The organism is Nocardia sp. NPDC051911 (assembly GCF_040681035.1).
GTDB lineage: Bacteria > Actinomycetota > Actinomycetes > Mycobacteriales > Mycobacteriaceae > Nocardia > Nocardia sichangensis.
This window is the reverse complement of record NZ_JBFAXY010000040.1, coordinates 1-22,482: the sequence shown is the minus strand read 5'-3', so window position 1 is coordinate 22,482 and position 22,482 is coordinate 1. Positions and strand designations below refer to the sequence as shown.

Sequence of the window (22,482 nt, the reverse complement as noted above, 5' to 3'; positions counted from 1 at the left end):
ATCGGCGAGAACCCGGGTGTGCGTCGGCCCATGCCAAACTGTCGACCGTGACGGCACTGGACGCGGTTTCGATCATCACGACCAAGCGCGACGGCGGTGAGCTGTCGGACGCGCAGATCGACTGGGTGGTCGACGGCTTCACCCGCGGCGCGGTGGCCGACGAGCAGATGTCGGCGCTGGCCATGGCGATCGTCTGGCGCGGGATGACGCGGCGAGAGACGGCGCGGTGGACCGCCGCGATGATCGCGTCCGGGCGGCGCATGGACCTCACCGGTCTGCCGCGCCCGACCGTGGACAAGCACTCGACCGGCGGCGTGGGTGACAAGATCACGCTGCCGCTGGCGCCGCTGGTCGCGGCGTGCGGCGCGGCGGTGCCGCAGTTGTCCGGGCGCGGTCTCGGTCACACCGGCGGCACCCTGGACAAGCTGGAATCCATCCCCGGCTGGCAGGCGGACGTGCCCGCGTCGCGGATGCGAGATCTCCTGACCGATCCGGCCATCGGCGCGGTGATCTGCGCGGCAGGCGCCGACCTCGCGCCCGCGGACCGACGGCTCTACGCCTTGCGCGACGTCACCGGCACGGTCGAATCGATCCCGCTGATCGCCAGCTCCATCATGAGCAAGAAGATCGCCGAGGGCACCGCGGCGCTGTTGCTGGACGTCAAGGTCGGCTCCGGCGCGTTCCTGAAGACCCTCGCCGGGGCGCGCGAGCTGGCGACCGCGATGGTCGAACTCGGCGACGACGCGGGTGTGCGGACGGTCGCGCTGCTCACCGCCATGGACACCCCGCTCGGCCGCACCGCGGGCAATGCCATGGAAGTCGCCGAATCGGTGGAGGTGCTCGCGGGCGGTGGTCCCGCCGACGTCGTCGAGCTGACCATCGCCTTGGCTCGCGAGATGGTCGCGCTGGCCGGGCTGGACACCGACCCCGCGGACGCGCTGGCCGACGGCAGGGCGATGGACCACTGGCGGACGATGATTCGCGCCCAGGGCGGCGACCCGGACGCGAAGCTGCCCACCGCGAAACACACCGAGACCGTGCGCTGCGACGCCGACGGCGTCCTGACCAGGCTCGATGCGCTGGGTGTCGGCATCGCCGCCTGGCGTCTGGGGGCGGGCCGGGCGCGTCAGGGCGATCCTGTTCAGTTCGGCGCGGGCATCGAAATGCACGCCAAGCCGGGCGATACCGTGACAGCGGGACAGCCGCTGCTCACTCTGCACACCGATACTCCCGAGGCGTTCCCCGGCGCGATGGAAGCTCTGCGCGACGCCGTCACCATCGGAACCGATGCCGTGCCCATTCCGGGCCAGCTGGTTCTCGATCGGATCACGTCCTGAGCTGTCCGCGGTGTCCCCTCGGGACTGACCAATGGGCGGTCGAGGGGTCGTTCCGTCTCGTGGGCTCAGGGTCGCACCTCGGCGGGAATGTCGATGCTCGTCTCGGCGCCCACACCGGTCCAGCGGCTCACCTGCTTGCTTGCTCCACACGTCCTGTCCCGGCCGGGCCTCCGCCGTACTCGACCGTTCGGCCTCTCTAAGAGGCTCGACCGTTCGGCCTCTGTAAGGGGTGAGCATCACCAGGCTCCCGATCCGGAATCAGCGCACATAAGCGCTTGCGGTCCACGGTCCCTGCGTCGGTGGCCGGTCCGAGGGGCTGCGGTACTCCGGCCTGTCGTGGGCCGCACACGTGACGCGCGGGTGACGCAGAACCGGTCGGTGTCCGGTTGTGGACCGGGCAGCATCCGGCGGGCAACGAGATGGTTGTTACGGCCGAAGTCGGCTGCCGTTTCGGCCCGCTGCGGCTACCGTCGATACATGACTGGACCGATGCCTCTGACCCTCGCCTCGATCCGCCAAGCGCCGAAAGCGCTGCTGCACGACCACCTCGACGGTGGCCTGCGGCCCGCGACGGTGCTCGACCTCGCCGCCCAGTGCGGCTACGAGGATCTACCCGCCGACGACGAGGCGTCGCTGGCGGCCTGGTTCCGCGACGCGGCCGACAGCGGATCGCTGGAACGGTACCTGGAGACCTTCGCGCACACCGTCGCCGTGATGCAGACCCCCGAGGGCCTGCGCCGGGTCGCCCGCGAATGCGCCGAGGACCTCGCCGCCGACGGCGTGGTGTACGCGGAGGTGCGTTTCGCCCCCGAACAACACTTGGAGCGCGGTCTCACGCTGGACGAGGTGGTCGAGCACACGCTGACCGGGTTCCGCGAAGGCGAGGCGGCCGCCGCCGAGGACGGGCACCCGATCGTGGTGACCTGTCTGCTCACGGCGATGCGGCACGCCGCGCGCTCGCGGGAGATCGCGGAGCTGGCGGTGCGCTTCCGCGATCGCGGAGTGGGCGGTTTCGACATCGCCGGCGCGGAGGCCGGTTACCCGCCGAGCAGGCACCTGGACGCGTTCGAATACATGCGCGCCAACAGCGCGCACTTCACCATCCACGCGGGCGAGGCCTTCGGTCTGCCGTCCATCCACGAGGCGCTCGCGTTCTGCGGCTGCGACCGGCTCGGCCACGGCGTGCGGATCACCGACGACATCACCGTGCCCGGCGCGGTCGAGGACGCACAGCTCGGGCTGGTCGCCAACTATGTCCGCGACCTGCGCATCCCGCTGGAGCTGTGTCCGTCGTCGAACGTGCAGACCGGCGCGGTGCCCTCGCTGGACAAGCACCCCTTCGACCTGCTGGCCCGCCTGCGTTTCCGCGTCACGGTCAACACCGACAACCGGCTGATGAGCGATACCAGCATGAGCCAGGAGATGCTCAAGCTGGTCGAGACGTTCGGCTACGGCTGGAGCGATTTGGAACGGTTCACCATCAACGCCATGAAGTCGGCGTTCATCCCGTTTCCCGAGCGGTTGCGGATCATCGACGACATCATCAAGCCCGGATACGCGGTCCTCATCGGTTAGCGCTGTTCATAGGACGGATTGCGGGCGCGCACGAGGGTAGGCGGCGCCGGATCACCGCGCGGCAGCGAGGTTCCGCAGTCGGCAACCGGTTCGCTAGCGTGGCGACTATGGCGACTTTGCGCATCCCCCGCCGGTTCAACGGACCGCCCGACTCCGGCAACGGTGGTTACGTGGCCGGTCTGCTCGCCGACCGGCGCCCCGAGCCGGCCGTCACCGTGGTACTGCGGAGTCCGCCGCCCTTGGAGACGCCGCTCGACGTGCGGGACGAACGGCTCTACGACGGGGACAAGCTGATCGCCGAGTCGAAGGGCGGTGAACTCGAACGCGACGCACCGCGTCATGTCGCGTTCGACGACGCGGTGGAGGCGACACGCAGCTACACGAGCATCGAGATGTTCGCTTCCTGCTTCGTCTGTGGCAGCTGCCGGGCGGACGGTCTGCGCATCGAACCCGGCAGGCTCGATGAGAACCGAGTCGCCGCGCCGTGGGTGCCCGACGCCACCGTGCCGCTGGGGCCGCCGCTGCTGTGGGCCGCGATGGACTGCCCTGGCGGCTGGTCGCTGCCCGGCATGCTCGAACGTCCCGCGCTGCTCGGCTCGATGACCGCCACGGTGCACGGCATCCCGCACGTCGACGAGCGCTGCGTCGTGGTGGGCGAGTTCCACGGCGAGCAGGGCCGCAAATGCTTCGCCTCGACCGCGGTCTACAGCGCCGACGGACGCCTGCTCGGGCAGGCCGAGCAGGTCTGGATCCGCTTGACCTGATTACTGCTTGTCGAGCCGGGACTCCAGGTTGCGTTCCAGTTCCCGCCAGGCCTGGGACTCGGCGGCGAACGGCGGGTTGGGCGCCAGCCGGGTGGGGTCCGGGTTCAGCAGGTAGGAGACATACCAGCCCAGCGGGGTGGACTGGGCCAGGGCTTGTTCCACCGTGTCGTCGTCGGCGTAGTCGGCGGCGTCGGTGAACAGTTCGACCGCCAGGTCCAGCTGCTCGATGTCGACCGCCTCCGGGCCTTCGGCCAGGTCCTCGGCCAAGCCGGGCAGCACGTAGACGTTCTCGTCGGTGACCTCGACCTCCAGCGAGCCGTCCACCGCCGCGGTCTGCACATCGGCGAAGGTGCTCACGCGGGACAGATCGTGCTCGTGGTCGTCGGCGAGGTAGCGGGCCAGCGCCCGTTCGGAGGAGAACACGGTGATCGAGCCCTTGGAGCCGAGGAAGATCGGCTCGTCGTCGAGGTAACAGCGCAGCGTGAAGACACTGCCCTCGGACGTGATGATCTTGACCGGGTCGATGCCGACCTCGTGCCAGAACGATTCGTCCTCGTCTTCCTCGTCCTCGTCTTCCTCTTCGTCGAGGTCGACGGGCTCGAACTCCTCGTCCTCGTCGCTGTCGGCCGCGTCGTCGGCGTCGACCACGTTCTCCTCGGCGGCCAGCAGTTCGGCCTCGGCGACCGCGACCGCCTCGGCGTCGACCTCGGGCGTCCGCACCACGGAGTCGATGGCGTCCAGAACGTCGTCCCAGCCCTTGGCGATGGCCGAGCCGATCTGGTCCCACAGCTCCTCGCCGTCGCGACCGACGAACGCGCTCACGCCGCCGGGCAGCGCGCCGAGCACCGGATGCGAGCCGAAGAACTTCGTCACCGTCTCCAGTTCGCACACCTCGCCGATGTTGCGGACCATGCCGAGCGTGTCCTCCAGCTCGGCGACGGTGTCGACGTCGGGCTCGCCCGCCGCCAGCTCCGGCACCGCGACCAGGTCGAAGGAGAAGTTCTCCTCCGGCTCCAGTTCGACCGCCGACAGACCCGCGATGACCTTCCAGGCCGGATGGTCCACCAGGTCGTTGTCGGCGTTGGTGCGGATGAATGCGGCCAGCTCCGCCACGGACTCGAAACCGTAGAGGGCGTCCTCGTGACCGAGGAACGCCTCCCACTCGTCGTCACCGTCTCGCCAGCGCGGTGCCCACAAGGTGACGAGATCGCCGTCGGTCAGGCCGAGCTCGATCGGGACGATGTCTCCAGAAGCCATGTGCGGAAGCCTATCGACCTTCCGCGTCAGGCACTATCCGGCCCGCCCCCATTCGTCCCCACGGGCGGCTCCGCCGCGGGGACGAACGACTCGTTCAGTGTCGCAACGACCTTGGACCGCTGTGCGCCGGCGTCCTCGGCGGCCTGTCTGCACGCCCAGACGATCAACTGTCCGACCTCCGCGGGCGGCAGCGAGGTGACCGATTCCGCCAAGGTCAGGCCGACCAGCGCGCCATCGCTGTTCACCTCGACGCTCACCGCGCCGTCCTCCGAGGTGAACCGCCCTCGTACCTGCTTCAGTCCGTACAGCGCGGCTTCCAGCGCCTCCAGTTTCTGGGTGGCCGACGTGACCAGGGCGTCCATTTCCGCACTCATACCGGCCTCATCCAGCTCGTCGGTCCCGTGTCCGCGTCGTCGATCCGGTCCAGCTCGTCCACCGCCTGCTGGCGGGTGGGCAGGCCGAGCCGGTCGAGGATGTCCGAGGGCATGCCCGCCTCGGCGAGCAGTTCGCGCCGCCGCGCCCGCGCCGCGATGGCGGAACGCTGGGTGAGCCGCAGGATCTCGTTCGCGAGCGACTGTGCGCCGTAGCGGTATTCGCTGCGCTCGAACTTGATCTCCACCGGCATGCCCTGGTCGGTGGCGCGCACCGAGATGGTGCCCGACCGGTTGCTGCTGGCCGCGACCGTGACATTCGGGACTTGGGGTCGGGTCATGCCGTCGGCCTGTAGAAGCCGTGGAAGTCCATGCCTGAGTTCTCCGTTCGAATCGAGCTGATCTGGACCGGGTCACCCGCCTCGACGAACTGCCCGTTGCCGATCACCATGGCCACGTGGCCGTCCCAGATCGCGAGGTCGCCTGGCATCAGGTCACCGGCCGACACCGGTGTGGCCCCGTTGCCCTGGTCGGCCGCGAGCCGGGGCAGGTCGACGCCCGCCTCGCCGTAGGCGTATTTGGTGAGCCCGCTGCAGTCCAATCCGGCGCCCGGGCTGTTGCCGCCCCAGACGTAAGGCGTGCCGACGGCGCCGATCGCCGACCGGACCGCTGTGGCGGCCTGTTCGTTGGGGGCCTCCACGACGCTGCCGTCGGGCAGCGTGATCTTCACGCCCTTGCCGTCGTCGGGCGCCCCCGACGAACCGGTGTCCGGCCGGGGCGTACCCGACGACGTGCCGGGTGTGCCACTGGAACTGCGCGAGGACAGCGACTGCAGCGGTGTGGCCATCACGGTGCTCAGTAACGACCCCGCACCGTTGAGCACGCCGGACGCGGCGGACGCTGCCTGCTGCACGCCGGCGGCGGGCACACCGGCGAGCGACGTGGTGGGCGGCGGCGGGGTCAGGTCGTTCATCGACGCGGTGTGCGTCTGCAATTCGTTCTGCACCCGGCCGACGACGTTGAGCGCCTGGTTGAGGTGGTCGATCGCCGAGCCGACGAGCACCGTCAGACCCTCCGGCGTCGCCAGGACCGGACCCATGCTCGCCGCGGTGTTCACGAACGACTGCGCGATGTCGGTGAGTTCCTTCTGACCTGTCTCGACCTCGCCCGCGGCCTGGTTCACGACCGTGGCCATGTCGTTGCCGCGATCGGAGATGGTGGCGGCGGTGGTCTGCACGCGCAGCGCTTTCGCGGTGGCCGCGTCGGCGGCGCGGCCGTCCCAGGCGGCGTTCATCTCGTTGATGCTGTCGCGGCCCATCTGATGGATCTGGTCGACCACGGTCGAGGTGCTGCGCAGCGCGTCGGTGGGACCGCCCGCGGGCAGCACACCGCTGCCGAAGCTGGCGAGCAGGTCCAGGATCGGCTGGGCCAGTGCGTTGACATCGATCACGCGCTCACTCCAGCTCGGTGGCCGCGCTCCGCAGCGCTCCGGCGTGGGCGGCGTCGGTTTCGGTGAGGACGGCCGCGGACCCGGTGGCCGCGCCGCCCATGCTGGTCAGCACCGCCGACAGCTGCCCGATCGAGGCCACGTGCCCGGCGTGCGCCGCGGCGTAGGCCGCCATGAAGTCACCGCCGATCAACCCCATGATCGGGCCGAGCAACGCGGGCTCGGCCGCCGCCGCGCTCACCCCCGCCGCCGCCATCTCACCGGCCATGACGTGCGCGGTCGCACCGTAGGCCGCGATGCCTTCGGTGTCCGCCGACATCTTTCGCATCAGAGCTTCCCCCATCTGTTGTTCCCAGGCAGAGTACGTCATCCACTTGGTTCGACGCGCGCTGTTCCGTTTCGGTTCCGCCGCTTCGGAAAAAAGTCCGGTGGCGTCCGGCGGGGCGTCCGCGACCGACCTTATCGTTCCCTCATGCGCACCCACACCGTGGACCATCCACTCGTCGCCGCCCTGATCACCACCATGCGGGACGAGCGAACACCGAATCCGGCTTTCCGTGCCGCACTGCGTGATCTGACCGGAATCCTGATCTACGAGGCGCTGCGCGACGCGGAGGTGGAGCGCTTCGAGATCGTCACCCCGGTCGCTCCCACCGAAGGCGTCCGGCTGGCCCACCCGCCGCTGCTGGTTCCGGTGCTGCGCGCCGGACTCGGCATGGTCGACGCGGCCGCCGAGCTGATCCCGGACGCCAGAATCGGATTCGTCGGTCTCGCCCGCGACGAGGACACGCACCTGCCGGTGCCCTACATGGAATCACTGCCCGCGGATCTGGCCGGGCTGCCGGTCTTCGTGCTCGACCCGATGCTGGCCACGGGCGGCTCGATGCGGCACACCCTGGAGCTGCTCGCGGCACGCGGCGCCACCGACATCACCGCGGTGTGCGTCGTCGCTGCTCCGGAAGGAATTGCGACCCTGGCTGATTCGGGACTGCCGGTGCGGCTGGTCACCGCCGTCGTCGACGCGGGCCTGAACGAGAACGCCTATATCGTGCCCGGTCTCGGCGACGCGGGCGACAGGCAATTCGGCCCGCGCTGAACCTCTGCGGGTCAGAATTTCCGGCAGAAGTCGCGCAGTGCCGAGAGGCGTTCGCGTGCGGCGGCTCGCGCGGCCGGAAGATCGGCGCGCGAGCCGACCGGTTCGACCACCTCCAGATAGCACTTGAGCTTCGGCTCGGTGCCGGAAGGGCGCACGACCACGCGGGACGAAACACCCTGGAAGATCAGCGCGTCGGTGCGCATCCGGCCACGTACGCGGAGCTGATCGGTGTACTCCACCGGCTCGCCCGCGATCTCGTGCGGCGGATCCGTCCGCAACCGCTCGACCGCGGCGGCGGCCGCCGCGGCCGAGGCGAGTCGCAACGACACCTGATCGCCCGCGTGCAGGCCGAATTCCACCGCGTAGTCGTCGAGTTCGTCGTTCAGGTCGCGGCCCGCGGCCTTCAACCGGGCCACCAGGTCGGCGGCCAGCACGGCCGCGGAGATGCCGTCCTTGTCCCGGACCGCCGCCGGGTCGACGCAGTGGCCGATCGCCTCCTCGTAGGCGTACACCAAGCCGTCGCCCGCCCGAGCCAGCCATTTGAATCCCGTGAGCGTTTCCGCGTAGCGGCCGCCGCGCGCGGGCGCCAGCTTCGACAGCAGCCGCGAGGACACGATGGTCGTCGCCACCAGCGCATCATCGGTGGCGGTGCGCAGCACGCAGTCGCCGAGGAGCACGCCGGTCTCGTCGCCGCGCAGCATCCGCCAGCCACCGTCCGGCCGCGGGACGCCGACCGCGCACCGGTCGGCGTCCGGATCGAGCGCGATCGCCACGTCGGCGCCGACTCGTGCCGCCGTCGCGAGCAGCAGATCGGTCGCGCCGGGTTCCTCCGGGTTCGGGAACGCGACGGTGGGGAAGTCGGGGTCCGGCCGGAACTGGTCATCGACCACATGGACATCGGGAAAACCCGCCGCGCGGAGCGCTTCGACAGCGAGTTCGCCGCCGACGCCGTGCAGCGGAGTGAGCGCGATCCGGATTCCGGCGCGCGCGCCGGATCCGCCGATCCGGGCGGGCAGTCCGGCGACGCGGTGGAGATAACGCCGCACGAGGTCGTCGTCGGCGGGAGTGACCGGCACGCGGTCGATCGGCTCGGCGACCGCCTCGATGCAGCGCTCGATCTCGGCGTCGGCCGGGGCGATCAACTGCGACCCGCCGTCGAGGTAGACCTTGTAGCCGTTGTCGGTGGCCGGATTGTGCGAGGCGGTGATCTGCACGCCCGCGACCGCGCCCAACTCACGCACCGCGTACGCGACCACAGGCGTGGGCAGCGGACGCGGCAGCAGCGTCACCGGGAAGCCCGCGGCGGCGAAGATCTCCGCGGTCGCCGCGGCGAACTCGGCGGAACCATGCCTGGCGTCGCGGCCGACGACCACCGCGCCGCCCCCGAGGCAGCGATCACGCAACCACGCCACGAGGCCGGCGGTCGCCCGGCTCACCGTGGTGACATTCATGCCGTCGGGGCCGTCGCGCAGCGGCCCGCGCAGGCCTGCCGTGCCGAAGCGCAGCATCTACACCCGTTCCAGCACGCCGCGCAGCAGTTTGCCGAGGCGGGGCGCGGCGGCGTGGCCTTCGGCGAGCACCTCGGCATGGGACAGATGCGCGCCCGTGACCCCCGCGGCCAAATTGGTGACCAGCGAGATGCCCAGCAGCCGCGCACCGAGCGCGCGGCAGGCGATGGCCTCGAGCACGGTGGACATGCCGACCAGATCAGCGCCGATGGTGCGCAACATCCTGATCTCGGCGGGCGTCTCGTACTGCGGCCCGGTGAGCCCCGCGTAGACGCCCTCGGCCAGGCTCGGGTCGATCTCCCTGGCCAGCGCCCGCAACTCCGGATCCCAGGCGTCGACCAGGTCGACGAAGGTCGCGCCTGCCAGCGGCGTGCGGCCGGTCAAGTTCAGATGGTCGCTGATCAGCACCGGCTCACCCACCCGGAGACCCGAGCGGATACCGCCCGCGGCGTTGGTCAGCACGATGATCTCCGCGCCCGCGGCCACGGCCGCCGACACCGGGTGCACCACATCGGCGGGCTGATACCCCTCGTAGAGATGCTGGCGTCCCATCAACAGCAGCACAGCGTTGTCGTCCACCTGGACGGAATGGATCATGCCGACATGGCCCTGCGCGGTCGGCTTCCCGAAACCGGGCAGCTCCGGCATCGACACCGACGCCCGCGGCGCCCCGATCTCCGCTGCCGCGTCCTGCCAGCCGGACCCCAGCACCACCGCGACCCGGTGGCGTGACACTCCCGTACGTTCGGCGATCGCCTCGGCGGCCTGTTCGGCAAGCATGATCGTCACGATAGTGGATTTCAGCGCATGCGGCGCTGGGTGTTCGCAGCCCTCTTATGGCTCGCGTGTGCGCGACCGCCGCTTGCTCCTTCGTCGCGTACGCGGCGGCCGCGCAAACGCGAGCCGGGCCGCGAACGGACAGGCTCGATCTCGCTTCGCTCAAAAGACGTGGTTGCGGTGTGCTGGGCGCGTCGGTGGCGGAGCTCGCTACTCAGTGAGTTTGTAGTGGGCTGGATGTCGGCTCGGCTGCGCCGCTTGCCCCTTCGTCGCGGACGCGGCGGCCGCGCACACGCGAGCCGGGCCGTGACGGCGCATGCTCGGTCTCGTTTCGCTCGAACGACGTGGTTAGGGTGCGCTGGGCGCGTCGGTGGCGGAGCTCGCTACCCCGCATGCGTTCTGGAGTGGGCTGGCCGGCTGTCGGCTCGGCCCGCTTACCGCAAACGTGAGCGGGGCTGGGTCGTTCCAATGACTGCGGCGCTTGGTTTCCGCGAGCCGGGCCGCGAAGAGCGCCTGCTCGGGGTTGCCTCGGTCTGCGCGAGTGGAGGCCGCGCGGTGGGGTGGGACGGTTGTCCGACGGACTGCTCGCTTGCCCGAAGGTCGGTCGGGTGGATACCTGCGAGGGGTCGATCGTCGCGGTCGGCGGTCGACTGCTACCCGTGAGTAGGGGATCGGGCGGGGCCCGTTACGCTGCACCGCATGCCGTATCTGGAACGCCAAGGGGAAGTGTTCGTCGTCTACCTCGGGTCCGAGGGCGAGACGGACAACGAGAACCGTTTCCACCCGGATTGGATCGACGCGTTCCACGGGCTGCTGGACGAGGTCGAGAGTTCCGTGGGGCCCGCCGCGCTGGTGACGACGGCGACCGGGAAGTTCTTCAGCAACGGTCTGGACACCGATTGGCTGTTCGGCAACCTGGACAAGATGCACGGCTACCTCGACCGCGTGCACTCGCTCTACACCCGCCTGCTCGCATTCCCGCTGCCGACCGTCGCCGCGATCAACGGCCATGCCTTCGGCGCGGGCGCCATGCTGGCCACCTCACACGATTTCCGGGTGATGCGCGCCGATCGCGGCTTCTACTGCCTGCCCGAGGTGCACCTGGGCATGCCGTTCACCATCGGGATGAACGCCCTGCTCACCGAGCGGCTGAGCAACCAGGTCTGCGTGCAGGCGATGACCACCGGCCACCGCTACCCGGCCGACGAGGCGATCGCAGCGGGCATCGTGGACGGCAAGGCCGAAGCCGACGAGCTGCTCGCGACCGCCGTCCAGCGGGCGGCGTCGCTGGCCGGCAACCGCAGGCCCAACCTGCCGGTGATCAAGCGCGCCCTACACGCAAAAGCACTGGCCGGCCTCGCGGTACCGACCACTCCGGAAAACCTGGCCTTCGCCACCAACTGACCCGCCTTCACGGACAGCCCAGGTCCGCGCACACGCGAGCCACAAGGGGGCCGCGAACACGCCGCGCGAAAGCGCGGCAAATCGAACACAGTGCGAGACTGTGTTGCATGCCACCATCGCGCAGCGGGCGCCAGGAAGCGCAGCACGACGGCAACGCAGTCTACGAGGTCGACGCCACCGCTCGCGGTGACGCCGCGATCCGCGCCGCGTCCGCCGAGCTGATCGCGCTCTCGCACGCGATTCACGACGAACCGGAGCTGGCGTTCGAGGAGACCCGCAGCGTCGCCAAGACGATCGCGCCGCTGGCCGAGCGCGGTTTCGAGATCGAGCTGGGCGTGGCCGAGCTGCCCACGGCCTTCCGCGCGCGCTACGGCAGCGGCGCGCTGACCGTCGGCATCTGCGCCGAATACGACGCGCTGCCCGAGATCGGCCACGCCTGCGGGCACAACGTCATCGCCGCCTCCGCGGTGGGCGCGGCGCTCGGTCTCGCCGAGGTCGCGGACGAACTGGATCTCACCGTGCTGGTATTCGGCACACCGGCCGAGGAGAGCGGCGGCGGCAAAGTGCTCATGCTGGAACGCGGCGTGTTCGACGACGTCGCGATGGCGATGATGGTGCATCCGGGTCCGCTCGACATCGTCGGCGCCCGCTCGCTGGCTCTGGCCGACGTGTCGGTGGTTTTCCACGGGCGCGAGGCGCACGCAAGCGCGGCGCCGGAGCAGGGCCGCAACGCGGGCGACGCGGTCACCGTCGCGCAGGTGGCCCTTGGGTTGCTGCGGCAACATCTCCTGCCCGGCCAGCAACTGCACGGTATAGTCGGCGACGGTGGCGTAGCTCCCAACATCGTGCCCGGACGTGCGGAACTGCTGTATTACCTACGCGCAGTCGACTCCGCATCCCTCGACGATCTGATGCGACGAGCGTCGGCTTGCTTCGAGGCGGGCGCCCTCGCGACCGGCTGCACCCACGAAATCCGGACGCTCGCGCCGACGTATACCGAGCTGACCCCGGATCCGGACTTGTTGCTCGTCTATCGCGAGCAGCTCACCGGATTGGGACGCGTGCCGCTCGCTCCGGAGTTCGAGGCGCAGCGGCCGCTGGGCAGCACCGATATGGGAAACGTCACCAATGTCATTCCGGGCATTCACCCGGTCATCGGCATTGATGCCGGTGGTGCGGTGACACATCAGCCAGGCTTCGCCGCGGCCAGCGTCAACGCCTCGGCGGATCGTGCGGTCCTCGACGGTGCGCTCGCGCTCACGCGTACCGCAATCACCGTCGCCCGCGATGACATCCATAGAGACAGGTTGTTGCAACGGCTAGTTCAACGACAGGAGGACATTCGGTGAGCACAACCGGCCGTTCTGCGGCGCCGGCGACGGGCCCGGCAGCGGGCATCCGTGTGGCCACGGAGGGCCCCGGCAGCTCCGCAGTGTCGGAAACCGGGGGATCAGGGCGGGAAGCGGTGGAGTCGTGGCTGGCCGATCACACGGTCGACCTCGTCCAGTGGCGCAGGCACATCCACGCCAACCCGGAACTGTCCCGTACCGAGTTCGGCACCACCGAGTTCGTCTCGGCGTGGCTGACCAAGGCGGGATTGACGCCGCAGGTGCTGCCCGGCGGCACCGGCCTGATCTGTGACCTCGGACCGGACGGACCGCGGGTCGGCCTGCGCGCCGACATGGACGCGCTGCCGCTGCAGGAGTTCACCGGACTGCCCTTCGCGTCGACGGTCCCCGGCGTGTCGCACGCGTGCGGCCACGACGCGCACACCACCATCCTGCTCGGCACGGCGCTGGCGCTGGCCGAGGTGCCGGAGCTGCCGGTCGGCGTGCGGCTGGTCTTTCAGCCCGCCGAGGAGGTCATGCCGGGAGGCGCGATCGACGTGGTCGCCGCCGGCGCGATGGCCGGGGTGGAGCGAATCTTCGCGTTGCACTGCGATCCGCGCCTGGAGGTCGGCCGGATCGGCATCCGCGTCGGCGCGATCACCTCCGCCGCCGACACCATCGAGCTGGTGCTCGACTCGCCGGGCGGCCATACCTCGCGTCCGCACCTGACCAGCGACCTGGTCTACGCCATCGGCTCGGTCATCACGGGCCTGCCCGGCCTGCTCAGCCGCCGTATCGACCCGCGCACCAGCACCGTGATGGTGTGGGGCGCGGTGAGCGCGGGGAAGGCGCCGAACGCCATTCCGCAGACCGGCATGCTCACCGGCACCATCCGCACCGGAGACCACGCGACCTGGTCGTTGCTGGAGCCGATGGTGCGGGAGATCGTCGACGGCCTGCTCGCCCCGACCGGCGTGCGCTACCAGCTGAACTACCGGCGCGGCGTGCCGCCCGTGGTCAACGACGAGCACTCCACCCGCATCTTCGAGGACGCCATTCGCGCACTCGGCCCCGACGCACTGGCCGACACTCCGCAGTCCGGCGGCGGCGAGGACTTCTCCTGGTATCTGGAGGAGGTGCCGGGCGCGATGGCGCGCCTGGGCGTCTGGTCCGGCGAGGGGGAGCAGCTGGATCTGCACCAGCCGACCTTCGACATCGACGAGCGGGCGCTCGCGGTCGGCGTCCGGGTGCTGAGCAACCTCGCGCTCGGCGCGAGCTCTGTCTGACCTCCAGCGCCTTCGGCGCTGGGTGTTCGCGGCCCCTTATGGCTCGCGTTCGAGCGGGCGAGACTCGCGCGTGCGGCGCATGCGCTTCGCCGCCTCGGACGCGAGCCGGGCCGCGAACGGTGCTCGATGGCCTCGCACTCGACGAGGCCGTGAGCGTGACAGTGGTCCGGCCTGACCGAGAGGGTACGGCCACACCGCAGGCGTTGCGGCGTGACGCGCGGTCAGCCGAAGTTGCCCGGGCCGACGTTGCGGCTGTTGCGGGTGCGTAGAGCGTGCACGTAATCCTCTGGCGCACCGGCCTTTTCGGCGGCATCGGCGATCACGCCCAGGTAGCGGGCGGACGGCAGGCCGCCCTCGTAGGCATCCAGCACGTATAGCCAGGCCAGCGTGGGGTCGCCACCGTCGCCGTTGCGAGTCACGCGAAGGCGGATCTTCTTGTGGATGCCGAAGTCCGAGCCCTCCCAGCGGTCCAGCCGCTGCTCGTCCTCCGGGGACACGTCGTAGAGCACGACGAACACCCGGGAACCGGGATCCTCGACGACCGTCGCGAGAGGCCCTTCCCAGCCGATATCGTCACCGGCGAAGGTGAGCCGCCAGCCCTCCAACCAGCCCGTCCCGGACATGGGGGAGTGCGGACAGCGCTCGAGCATCTGCGTCGAGTCCATGTTGGACCCATAGGCGGCATAGATCGGCACCAGCAAAGGGTAGCCAATAACCTTCGCAGACCGCGTTCGATTGCCGCACCTGCGGCGCGCCGCCCGGCGGGGAACTGTTGCGCACCGGTAACGCGGTCGATCGTGCGAGGTGGTTGCCGGATAACGTTTACCCCGTGCCGGAGATCCCGGCGCGAAGCACGAGCGGAGGTATCAATGACCCGCATCGCGATCATCGGTGGCGGACCGGCCGGCTATGAGGCGGCCCTGGTAGCCGCCCAGCACGGAGCGTCGGTGACGCTGGTCGATTCCGACGGCATCGGCGGAGCGTGCGTGCTGTGGGACTGCGTTCCCTCCAAGACTTTCATCGCCTCGACCGGCGTGCGCACCGACCTGCGCCGTGCTCGCGATCTGGGCATCACCCTCGACCCGGCCCAGGCGCACGTGCAGCTGTCCGAGGTGAACGCGCGCGTCAAGGCGCTGGCGCTGGCGCAGTCCTCCGACATCCGCTCGAAACTGCAGACCGTCGGGGTGACCGTGCTGGCCGGATACGGCGAGCTGATCGATCCGGGCAGCGGCGTGGCCGCGCACCGCGTGCTGGCCAAGCTGGCCGACGGCGCGCAGCAGATCATCGAGGCCGAGGTCGTGCTGATCGCGACCGGCGCGAGCCCGCGGGTGCTGCCGGGCGCGGAACCGGACGGCGAGCGGATCCTCAACTGGCGGCAGCTCTACGACCTCGAAGAGCTGCCGGAGACCCTGGTGGTCGTCGGTTCCGGCGTGACGGGTGCGGAGTTCGTCTCCGCCTACACCGAGATGGGCGTGCGGGTGAAGCTGGTCTCCAGCCGCGACCGCGTGCTGCCCGGCGAGGACGCCGACGCGGCGCTCGTGCTGGAGGACGCGCTCGCCGAGCGCGGCGTCGAACTGGTCAAGCACGCGCGCGCCGACGCCGTCGAGCGCACCGCCGACGGCATCGTGGTCAAGCTTTCCGACGGGCGCACCGTGTCCGGCTCGCACGCGCTGATGACCGTCGGCTCGACACCGAACACCACGGGCCTCGGGCTGGAGAAAGTCGGCATCGAACTCGACCGCGGCGGCTATCTGCGGGTGGACCGCGTGTCGCGCACGTCGGTGCCGGGCGTCTACGCCGCGGGGGACTGCACCGGCCTGCTGCCGCTGGCCTCGGTTGCCGCGATGCAGGGACGCATCGCGATGTACCACGCGCTCGGGGAAGGCGTCAGCCCGGTCCGTCTGAAGACCGTTGCCTCCGCGGTGTTCACCCGGCCGGAGATCGCGACCGTCGGCGTCAGCCAGACCGCGATCGACAACGGTGAGGTGCCCGCGCGCACGGTGATGCTGCCGCTGAACACGAATCCGCGCGCCAAGATGTCCGGGCTGCGCCGCGGTTTCGTCAAGATCTTCTGCCGCCCCGCGACCGGCGTGGTGATCGGCGGTGTCGTCGTCGCGCCGATCGCCTCGGAACTGATCCTGCCGATCGCCCTTGCGGTGCAGAACAACCTGACGGTCAACGACCTGGCCCAGACCTTCTCGGTGTACCCGTCGCTCACCGGTTCGGTGACCGAGGCGGCGCGTTTGCTGATGCGACACGACGACCTGGACTGAGCTCGGTTCGGCGCATCCGGTGCCGTGTCCGATCCCGGACATCAGGCCCGGTTAACTCGGTGCGGGCGCGGGACGCGGGCGCTCTTGCCACCCTTGGCTATTCGCTGCGTTGCCCAATATGCGCACATGTGGTTCACTCTCGGCAGAGATGCGATCGAAGGACGGTCGCGGAGTTCGGTGTGGGGGGATGGGTCCTTTCCAAATCGGCACGACCGAACGGCCCGGGTCGTTCGACGGTCAGGCGTCTCACCCAGGGACAACTGAATGCGGCCTGCCGGGCCGCACCCGGGAAGGGAATTGCGAAAAGTGAAACATCGTAAGCCGAGTCGGGCGCAGCGAGCGATGGCGAGCACCTCGTTGCCACTGGCCACAGCGGCTGCCGTGGCCACTCTCTTCGCTGCGCCGGCGGGGGCGGCTCCCAACGATCCGACCACTCCGCCGACGCCTGCTCCGACGCAGCCGGGCGTGAACGAGTCGCCGAGCACCCCGGAAACCACTGCGCCGGAGCCGGGCAAGCCGGAATCCAAGCAGGATCCGCAGAAGCCGGAGAGCAAGCCCACGCCGAGCCAGCCAGGCGTCACCACCCCGGAGTCGGATCATGCCGCGCCGGACCAGAAAGACCCGAAGCTGGCCAAGCCGACCCAGCCGGGCGTGACCCCGCCGCGCGTCGCGCCGCTGCCGGTTCCCGGTCAGCAGAAGCCGAGCGAGCCGCTGCCCGCGGTCGTGCCGGATCAGGCCGCGCCGCAGCCGGGCCAGCAGCAGGCCGCGCCGCAGCCCGGTCAGCAGGCCACTCCGCAGCTGGGTACGCAGAGCGACAACGACAACGCCCAGGCGCGGCAGCCGGAGAGCTCCACGCTGGTGCAGCCGCAGGCGCAGCCGCGCTGGCAGGCCCCGCGTATGGAGGCGGCCCCGGCGGCTCCGGTCGTGGAGATGACCGGCCCGCACGCGGAGATCGGCGCCAACATCGACGGCGGCACCGTCCTGCCGGGTCACGTGGCCAACACCCACCACTTCAGCAACGAGGCCGGTTACGTCGGCACCATCGGCTACCGCACGCCGACCGGCTCGGGTGAAGCGGGCGTCTCGGTGGAGTTCGTCGACAAGAACACGGTCAAGCTGACCACCTACACCGGTGGCGAGGGCCTGGCCGCGAACAACACCACCACGGTGTTCGACACCACCCAGCTGAACCAGGCCAAGGCCGCGGTGGAGGACTGGATCCGGGAGCAGCCGGGCGGATCGGCCGCCCTGGATGCCGCCGCACAGGTTAAGCTTCCGCTTCAGCCGGGCGATTTCGCTCCGCAGACCGCCGACGTGGGTGGTGTCACCACCCAGTGGGGTGGTTCACTCCAGTACTGACACGTGCTGTTTCGACGGGTGGGGCGGTCGTTCGCGGCCGCCCCGCTTGTGTGTCCGGGAAAGGATTGGGTGTGACCTCCGAGGGTGACGCGAGGGAGAACGAATCCGACCAGTCCGGTTCGGAGTTCGGTCCGCCGTTGGGGGAATTCGGGCCGCCGGTGTCCGAATTCGGACCGCCCGTCTCGGAATTCGGTCCGCCTGTTTCGGAATTCGGTCCGCCGATGGGGGCCGACACCGGCCCGCGCTGGCAGGTGCCGCAGCAGCCGACCGATCACCCGGAACTGACTTGGCGGCCCGCGGGCGAGCCGGAAACGACACCCGCACTGCCGTCGCAGTTCCGCGCGCCGGATTCCACGGTTTACGCCGGACCTGCCTCCGCCACGCCCGAGCAGCCTTCTTCCGGCGTCGAGCGCTCGCAGCCCGAGGACGGCGAGCCGCGGGAATCCTGGTGGAACCAGCCGACCGCCGAGGGGGGCGTGCCGAAACCTCCCGCGCCGTCCGAATCGGGTCTGTCCTGGGCCGAGGACCCGATCGCCATGCGGCTGGCGCTGCGCGTCCCCACAACACCGGCGCCCGCCCGGCGCAAGGGCTCCTCGACGCGGTGGATCGTGCTCGGTGCGGTCGCGGCGGTCGTGGCGCTGATCGCGCTGACCGTGACCATCGTGGTGACCAGCGGCAGCGATGAGGACCAGGACGGCACGGCGGCTTCGAGCGGCCCGAGCACCGCGGCGGTGGACTGCCCGACCCGCACCGAGGGCAAGGTCACCTTCGGCAATGGTTCGGGTGACACGAGCAGCGGGATCCGGGCGATTCTCGGCTTCGAGCATGCCTACTATTCCGAGCGCAGCGCTGCCCGCGCGCACACGTTCGTGGCGCCGGGCGCGAACGTCGAGCCACCCGCGGACCTGCAGAAAACCATCGACCAGCACATCCCGCACGGCACGGCCTATTGCCTGCGGATCGCGGAGATCACTCCCGATCGCTTCAACGTCGAGATCACCGAGCGCCATCCCGATGGCACCGAGGCACAGTACTTCCCGGTGATCACGACGGTGACCCTGGACGGGCGGACCCTCATCTATCTGATCGATTGAGTCTGCCTCGCGGTAGGTCGGGCTACCGGGGTTCGCTCCAGCGATGAACGCGGTGCGTGGTGGAACGGGTGCGCCGCGGCCGCCGGTGTGCGCAAACCGCGCACGCCGCGGCCGCGGACGACGGATCAGCCGTCGTTGACGCCCGGCTGCAGGTAGTTCGTGACCTGCCACACGTACCCACCGCCGGAGCGCACGCAGCCGAGAACCGCTTTGCGCTGGACTCCGTTGCCCACGTCCACATAGTCCTGCGCCGTGGCTCCTGGAACCGTGCACTTCTGACCAGGCTGAGCGGCGTTCGCCGACGGCGCCACAAAGGCCAGTACGCCGGTGGTCAACGCGCCGATAGCAAGGTCGTTGCGTCGGGACGCTGCGGCGGGTGCATGTCGGGCAGTGAGTCGGTCGGTCCAGTCTTGTTGCGTCCGACGGCCCGTTCCACGCCTCGGAGTTATCTCACATAATGAGAATAGAATTTCATATCTTGGTAGTCGATGTGAAACAGTGAGGACAACGCGTACCGTGGCGTCCTTTTCTGGAGGTTTCATGACGGCGATCACTCCACCCCTGGCCCGGCGTCTCGAGGGCCTGACGAGTTCGGCGATTCGTGATCTGCTGAAGGTAGCCGCGCGCGACGACGTCATCAGCCTGGCCGGTGGCCTGCCCGACGAGCAATTGATGCCGCGAGACCGGATCGCGCAGGCGGCGGAGTCGGCGCTGGCGGACCGCGCGCGACTGCAGTACACCGAATCGGCCGGGTGGGGGCCGCTGCGTGACGTGCTCGCCGCACGTGAGACGCGGCGGCTGGGGCGGCCGGTGCCGCTCGAGGAGGTGTTCGTCACGCACGGTTCGCAGCAGGCGTTGTCGCTGCTCGCCGAGGTTTTGCTGGATCCGGGCGCGCTCGTCGTGGTCGAGGATCCGGCATACGTCGGCGCGTTGCAGGTGTTCCGGGCCGCCGGATCGCGCATCGTGACGGTCCCGCTCGACGCCGAAGGGATGCGGGTCGACGCGTTGGCCGAACTGCTCGGCCGTGGCGAGCGGCCCGCGGTGGTGCACACGGTGAGCAATTTCCACAATCCGCGCGGTGTCACCATGAGCCCGCGACGTCGGCAGGAACTCGCCGAGCTCGCCGACCGGTTCGGATTCTGGGTGATCGAGGACGATCCCTACGGCGAACTGTGGTTCGACCGGCCGTCGCCGGAACCGATCGCGACGTATTCACCCAACGTGATCCGGCTGTCGAGCGTGTCGAAGATTCTGGCGCCGACCTTGCGGGTGGGCTGGATGACCGCGCCGAACGCGGTGTGCAGGGGTGTGGAACTGCTGAAGCAGGGCGCGGACCTGTGCGGGTCGGCCCTGACCCAACAGATCGCCGCCGATCTGCTCGCCGATGCGGACTGGCTGACCGGGCAGGTCGAGGAGATCCGGCGGGTCTACGGTGCGCGGGCGCGTGTCCTGGTCGACGAGCTGCGCACCCGCTTCGGTGACCGCCTGGTGAGCACCGATGCGGCGGGCGGCATGTTCGTGTGGGTCGACTTCACCGATGGGACCGACGCCGTGGACTTGTTGCCCCGCGCCATCGATCTCGGCGTCGCCTACGTCCCCGGCGAGGCATTCGCGGTGTCCGGCGGCCACCGGAATTCGATGCGCCTGTGCTTCACCACCTCCGACGCGGCGACGCTGCGTGAGGCGATCGAGCGGTTGGCGCGCGCGATAGGTGAATAGATCCAGGGACAACCACTTTCGATTGCCGCCGGATGGTTCGCGCGATTATGTCGCGGACGTGCGAGCGTAGTCGTCGTCTCGCTCACGCGGGGCGTCGCTTGCCTTGCCCCTGCCGGGGTAGGTGTTCGTCGGTGGCAGGTCTACTGTGACGACCCGTGCCGCGACGCTTCGCGAGGTCGAGGAGCGTGCCCGGTCCGCCCGTCAGTCCACCCAGCCGTACGTGCGCTCGACCGCCTTGTTCCACGCGGCGAAGCGCTCGTCCCGTTCCGCCTCCGGCATGGTCGGGTGCCAAGTTTTGTCGGCGGTCCAGTTGTCGCGGATGTCGTCGGTGCCCGACCAGTAGCCGACGGCGAGCCCGGCCGCGTACGCCGCACCCAGCGCGGTGGTCTCGTTGACCACCGGGCGCACCACGGGCACGTCGAGGACGTCGGACTGGAACTGCATGAGCAGGTCGTTGGCGACCATGCCGCCATCCACCTTCAGCGTGGTCAGCTCCAGGCCGAGCCGCTGGGACTCGGCGTCCGCGCGCATCGCGTCGACCACCTCGCGGGTCTGGAACGCAGTGGATTCCAGCACCGCCCGCGCCAGGTGCGCTTTGGTGACGAAACGCGTGAGCCCGGCGATCACGCCGCGCGCGTCCGGACGCCAGCGGGGGGCGAACAGCCCGGAAAAGGCGGGCACGATGTAGGCGCCGCCGTTGTCGTCGACGCTACGGGCCAGCGGCTCGATCTCGTCGGCGGAGGAGATGATGCCGAGATTGTCGCGGAACCACTGCACCAGCGAACCGGTGACCGCGATGGAGCCCTCCAGGGCGTACACCGCGTCCGCGGCACCCAGGCGATAACACACCGTGGTGAGCAGGCCGTGTTTGCTGAACACCGGCGTGGTTCCGGTGTTCAGCAACATGAAATTGCCGGTGCCGTACGTGTTCTTGGCCTCGCCGGGTGACAGGCACGCCTGGCCGAAGGTGGCGGCCTGCTGGTCGCCGAGGATGCCCGCCACCGGCACCCCGGCCAGTGGCCCGGAATCGATCGGCGCGTAGACCTCCGAGGAACTGCGCACCTGCGGCAGCATCGACTCCGGCACGCCGAACTCCCGGCAGATCGCCGAATCCCATTGCAACGAGCGCAGATCCAGCAGCATGGTGCGGGAGGCATTGGTCACGTCGGTGATGTGCTCGCCGGTGAGCTTCCACAACACCCAGCTGTCGACGGTGCCGAAGCACAGCTCGCCCGCCTCGGCGCGCTCCCGCACGCCAGGCACGTTGTCCAGGATCCAGCGCAGCTTCGGCCCGGCGAAATAGGTGGACAGCGGCAGGCCGGTGCGATCCTGGTAGCGGCCCGGTCCCGCGTCGCCGCCCAATTCGGCGCACAGCCGGTCGGTACGGGTGTCCTGCCAGACGATCGCGTTGTACACCGGACGACCGGTCTCGCGGTCCCACACCACGGTCGTCTCACGCTGATTGGTGACGCCGACCGCGGCGATGTCGTCCGCGCCGAGGCCGTTGCGCTCCAGAACGTCACCGAGGACGAATTCGGTATTGCGCCAGATGGTTTCGGGATCATGCTCGACCCAACCCGGCTGCGGGAAGATCTGCTCGTGCTCCCGCTGGGCGACGCCGACGACGCGCCCCTGCCGGTCGAAGACGATGCACCGACTCGAGGTCGTGCCCTGGTCGATGGCGGCCACATAGCGACGCATGCTGGCAGTGTATTTAACCGCGACTTCGTCGCGGCTGTGTTTGTTTTTCCAGCGCCTGCGGCGCTGGGTGTTCGCGGCCCCTTATGGCTCGCGTTTGCGCGACCGCCGCTTGCTCCTTCGTCGCGGACGCGGCGGGCCCGCCAAAGCGGACCGCGGGAATGGTAAAAGACCACGCAATAAAACAAA

The 22,482-nt window shown here is 69.7% G+C and carries 21 protein-coding genes; 11 read left to right on the top strand and 10 right to left on the bottom strand.

All coding sequences use genetic code 11. The annotated features are described in order from the left end of the window. The first annotated feature begins 47 nt into the window (after positions 1 to 47). The 3 genes from AB0L97_RS33740 (at position 48) to AB0L97_RS33730 (ending at position 3,676) form a co-directional block, all read left to right on the top strand. Positions 48 to 1,337, top strand: a complete 1,290-nt coding sequence (locus AB0L97_RS33740; RefSeq protein ID WP_364437753.1) for a thymidine phosphorylase — start codon at positions 48 to 50, stop codon at positions 1,335 to 1,337. Positions 1,338 to 1,814: 477 nt separating this feature from the next. Continuing rightward, the gene (locus AB0L97_RS33735; RefSeq protein ID WP_355079094.1) at positions 1,815 to 2,912 is read left to right on the top strand and encodes an adenosine deaminase; all 1,098 of its coding nucleotides are present in this window, start codon (positions 1,815 to 1,817) and stop codon (positions 2,910 to 2,912) included. A gap of 107 nt (positions 2,913 to 3,019) precedes the next feature. After that, the gene (locus AB0L97_RS33730) at positions 3,020 to 3,676 is read left to right on the top strand and encodes a hypothetical protein (protein ID WP_364437749.1); all 657 of its coding nucleotides are present in this window, start codon (positions 3,020 to 3,022) and stop codon (positions 3,674 to 3,676) included. Here AB0L97_RS33730 and AB0L97_RS33725 read toward each other — a convergent pair whose 3' ends face one another. Genes AB0L97_RS33725 through AB0L97_RS33705 form a run of 5 tightly spaced genes read right to left on the bottom strand, consistent with a single transcriptional unit; the run spans position 3,677 to position 7,079 of the window. Continuing rightward, complete coding sequence (locus tag AB0L97_RS33725; RefSeq protein ID WP_364437746.1) at positions 3,677 to 4,933, bottom strand: primosomal protein; 1,257 nt, start codon at positions 4,931 to 4,933, stop codon at positions 3,677 to 3,679. Positions 4,934 to 4,959: 26 nt separating this feature from the next. Then, positions 4,960 to 5,307, bottom strand: a complete 348-nt coding sequence (locus AB0L97_RS33720) for a YbaB/EbfC family nucleoid-associated protein (RefSeq protein WP_364437743.1) — start codon at positions 5,305 to 5,307, stop codon at positions 4,960 to 4,962. Then, complete coding sequence (locus AB0L97_RS33715) at positions 5,304 to 5,645, bottom strand: hypothetical protein (RefSeq protein ID WP_067803443.1); 342 nt, start codon at positions 5,643 to 5,645, stop codon at positions 5,304 to 5,306. The genes AB0L97_RS33720 and AB0L97_RS33715 overlap by 4 nt, the downstream gene beginning before the upstream one ends. Continuing rightward, the gene (locus tag AB0L97_RS33710; protein ID WP_355079102.1) at positions 5,642 to 6,754 is read right to left on the bottom strand and encodes a C40 family peptidase; all 1,113 of its coding nucleotides are present in this window, start codon (positions 6,752 to 6,754) and stop codon (positions 5,642 to 5,644) included. Before AB0L97_RS33710 ends, AB0L97_RS33715 begins: the two co-directional genes overlap by 4 nt. A 4-nt stretch (positions 6,755 to 6,758) precedes the next feature. Then, positions 6,759 to 7,079, bottom strand: a complete 321-nt coding sequence (locus tag AB0L97_RS33705) for a hypothetical protein (RefSeq protein ID WP_355079104.1) — start codon at positions 7,077 to 7,079, stop codon at positions 6,759 to 6,761. A 144-nt stretch (positions 7,080 to 7,223) separates the two neighbouring features. Between AB0L97_RS33705 and upp the strand changes: the two genes are divergently transcribed. Continuing rightward, the gene (upp, locus tag AB0L97_RS33700) at positions 7,224 to 7,847 is read left to right on the top strand and encodes a uracil phosphoribosyltransferase (protein ID WP_355079106.1); all 624 of its coding nucleotides are present in this window, start codon (positions 7,224 to 7,226) and stop codon (positions 7,845 to 7,847) included. Positions 7,848 to 7,858: 11 nt separating this feature from the next. Here the strand turns inward: upp and AB0L97_RS33695 are convergent, their stop codons facing one another. After that, positions 7,859 to 9,355 carry a phospho-sugar mutase gene (locus AB0L97_RS33695; RefSeq protein ID WP_364437737.1) on the bottom strand — a complete coding sequence of 499 codons (1,497 nt, stop codon included), beginning with the start codon at positions 9,353 to 9,355 and terminating at the stop codon, positions 7,859 to 7,861. Further along, positions 9,356 to 10,135: a purine-nucleoside phosphorylase gene (locus AB0L97_RS33690; RefSeq protein ID WP_355079110.1), complete on the bottom strand. Its 780-nt coding sequence runs from the start codon at positions 10,133 to 10,135 to the stop codon at positions 9,356 to 9,358. Positions 10,136 to 10,831: 696 nt separating this feature from the next. Here AB0L97_RS33690 and AB0L97_RS33685 point away from each other — a divergent pair. From AB0L97_RS33685 to AB0L97_RS33675, 3 genes are all read left to right on the top strand, one after another. Further along, positions 10,832 to 11,536 carry an enoyl-CoA hydratase-related protein gene (locus AB0L97_RS33685; protein WP_355081354.1) on the top strand — a complete coding sequence of 235 codons (705 nt, stop codon included), beginning with the start codon at positions 10,832 to 10,834 and terminating at the stop codon, positions 11,534 to 11,536. A 107-nt stretch (positions 11,537 to 11,643) separates the two neighbouring features. Next, complete coding sequence (locus AB0L97_RS33680; protein ID WP_364437732.1) at positions 11,644 to 12,885, top strand: M20 family metallopeptidase; 1,242 nt, start codon at positions 11,644 to 11,646, stop codon at positions 12,883 to 12,885. An 83-nt stretch (positions 12,886 to 12,968) separates the two neighbouring features. Continuing rightward, complete coding sequence (locus AB0L97_RS33675; protein WP_356964885.1) at positions 12,969 to 14,150, top strand: M20 family metallopeptidase; 1,182 nt, start codon at positions 12,969 to 12,971, stop codon at positions 14,148 to 14,150. Positions 14,151 to 14,371: 221 nt separating this feature from the next. Here AB0L97_RS33675 and AB0L97_RS33670 read toward each other — a convergent pair whose 3' ends face one another. Continuing rightward, the gene (locus AB0L97_RS33670) at positions 14,372 to 14,845 is read right to left on the bottom strand and encodes a gamma-glutamylcyclotransferase (RefSeq protein ID WP_195088143.1); all 474 of its coding nucleotides are present in this window, start codon (positions 14,843 to 14,845) and stop codon (positions 14,372 to 14,374) included. Positions 14,846 to 15,019: 174 nt separating this feature from the next. On the opposite strand from AB0L97_RS33670, the gene AB0L97_RS33665 reads away from it, so the two are divergent. The 3 genes from AB0L97_RS33665 (at position 15,020) to AB0L97_RS33655 (ending at position 18,876) form a co-directional block, all read left to right on the top strand. Continuing rightward, positions 15,020 to 16,423 (top strand): NAD(P)H-quinone dehydrogenase, encoded by a 1,404-nt coding sequence (locus AB0L97_RS33665; RefSeq protein WP_355081358.1) that lies wholly within the window; start codon positions 15,020 to 15,022, stop codon positions 16,421 to 16,423. Between the two features lie 465 nt (positions 16,424 to 16,888). Further along, positions 16,889 to 17,782 (top strand): hypothetical protein, encoded by an 894-nt coding sequence (locus AB0L97_RS33660; RefSeq protein ID WP_355081360.1) that lies wholly within the window; start codon positions 16,889 to 16,891, stop codon positions 17,780 to 17,782. A gap of 71 nt (positions 17,783 to 17,853) precedes the next feature. Further along, positions 17,854 to 18,876 (top strand): hypothetical protein, encoded by a 1,023-nt coding sequence (locus AB0L97_RS33655; RefSeq protein WP_364437727.1) that lies wholly within the window; start codon positions 17,854 to 17,856, stop codon positions 18,874 to 18,876. 125 nt (positions 18,877 to 19,001) lie between these two features. On the opposite strand, the gene AB0L97_RS33650 is transcribed toward AB0L97_RS33655, so the two are convergent. Continuing rightward, the gene (locus AB0L97_RS33650) at positions 19,002 to 19,211 is read right to left on the bottom strand and encodes a hypothetical protein (RefSeq protein ID WP_364437724.1); all 210 of its coding nucleotides are present in this window, start codon (positions 19,209 to 19,211) and stop codon (positions 19,002 to 19,004) included. A 205-nt stretch (positions 19,212 to 19,416) separates the two neighbouring features. On the opposite strand from AB0L97_RS33650, the gene AB0L97_RS33645 reads away from it, so the two are divergent. Beyond that, on the top strand, positions 19,417 to 20,595 hold the full coding sequence (locus AB0L97_RS33645; protein ID WP_364437721.1) for a PLP-dependent aminotransferase family protein: 1,179 nt from the start codon (positions 19,417 to 19,419) through the stop codon (positions 20,593 to 20,595). Positions 20,596 to 20,796: 201 nt separating this feature from the next. Here AB0L97_RS33645 and glpK read toward each other — a convergent pair whose 3' ends face one another. Next, positions 20,797 to 22,296, bottom strand: a complete 1,500-nt coding sequence (gene glpK, locus AB0L97_RS33640) for a glycerol kinase GlpK (protein WP_364437718.1) — start codon at positions 22,294 to 22,296, stop codon at positions 20,797 to 20,799. Positions 22,297 to 22,482: the final 186 nt, after the last annotated feature.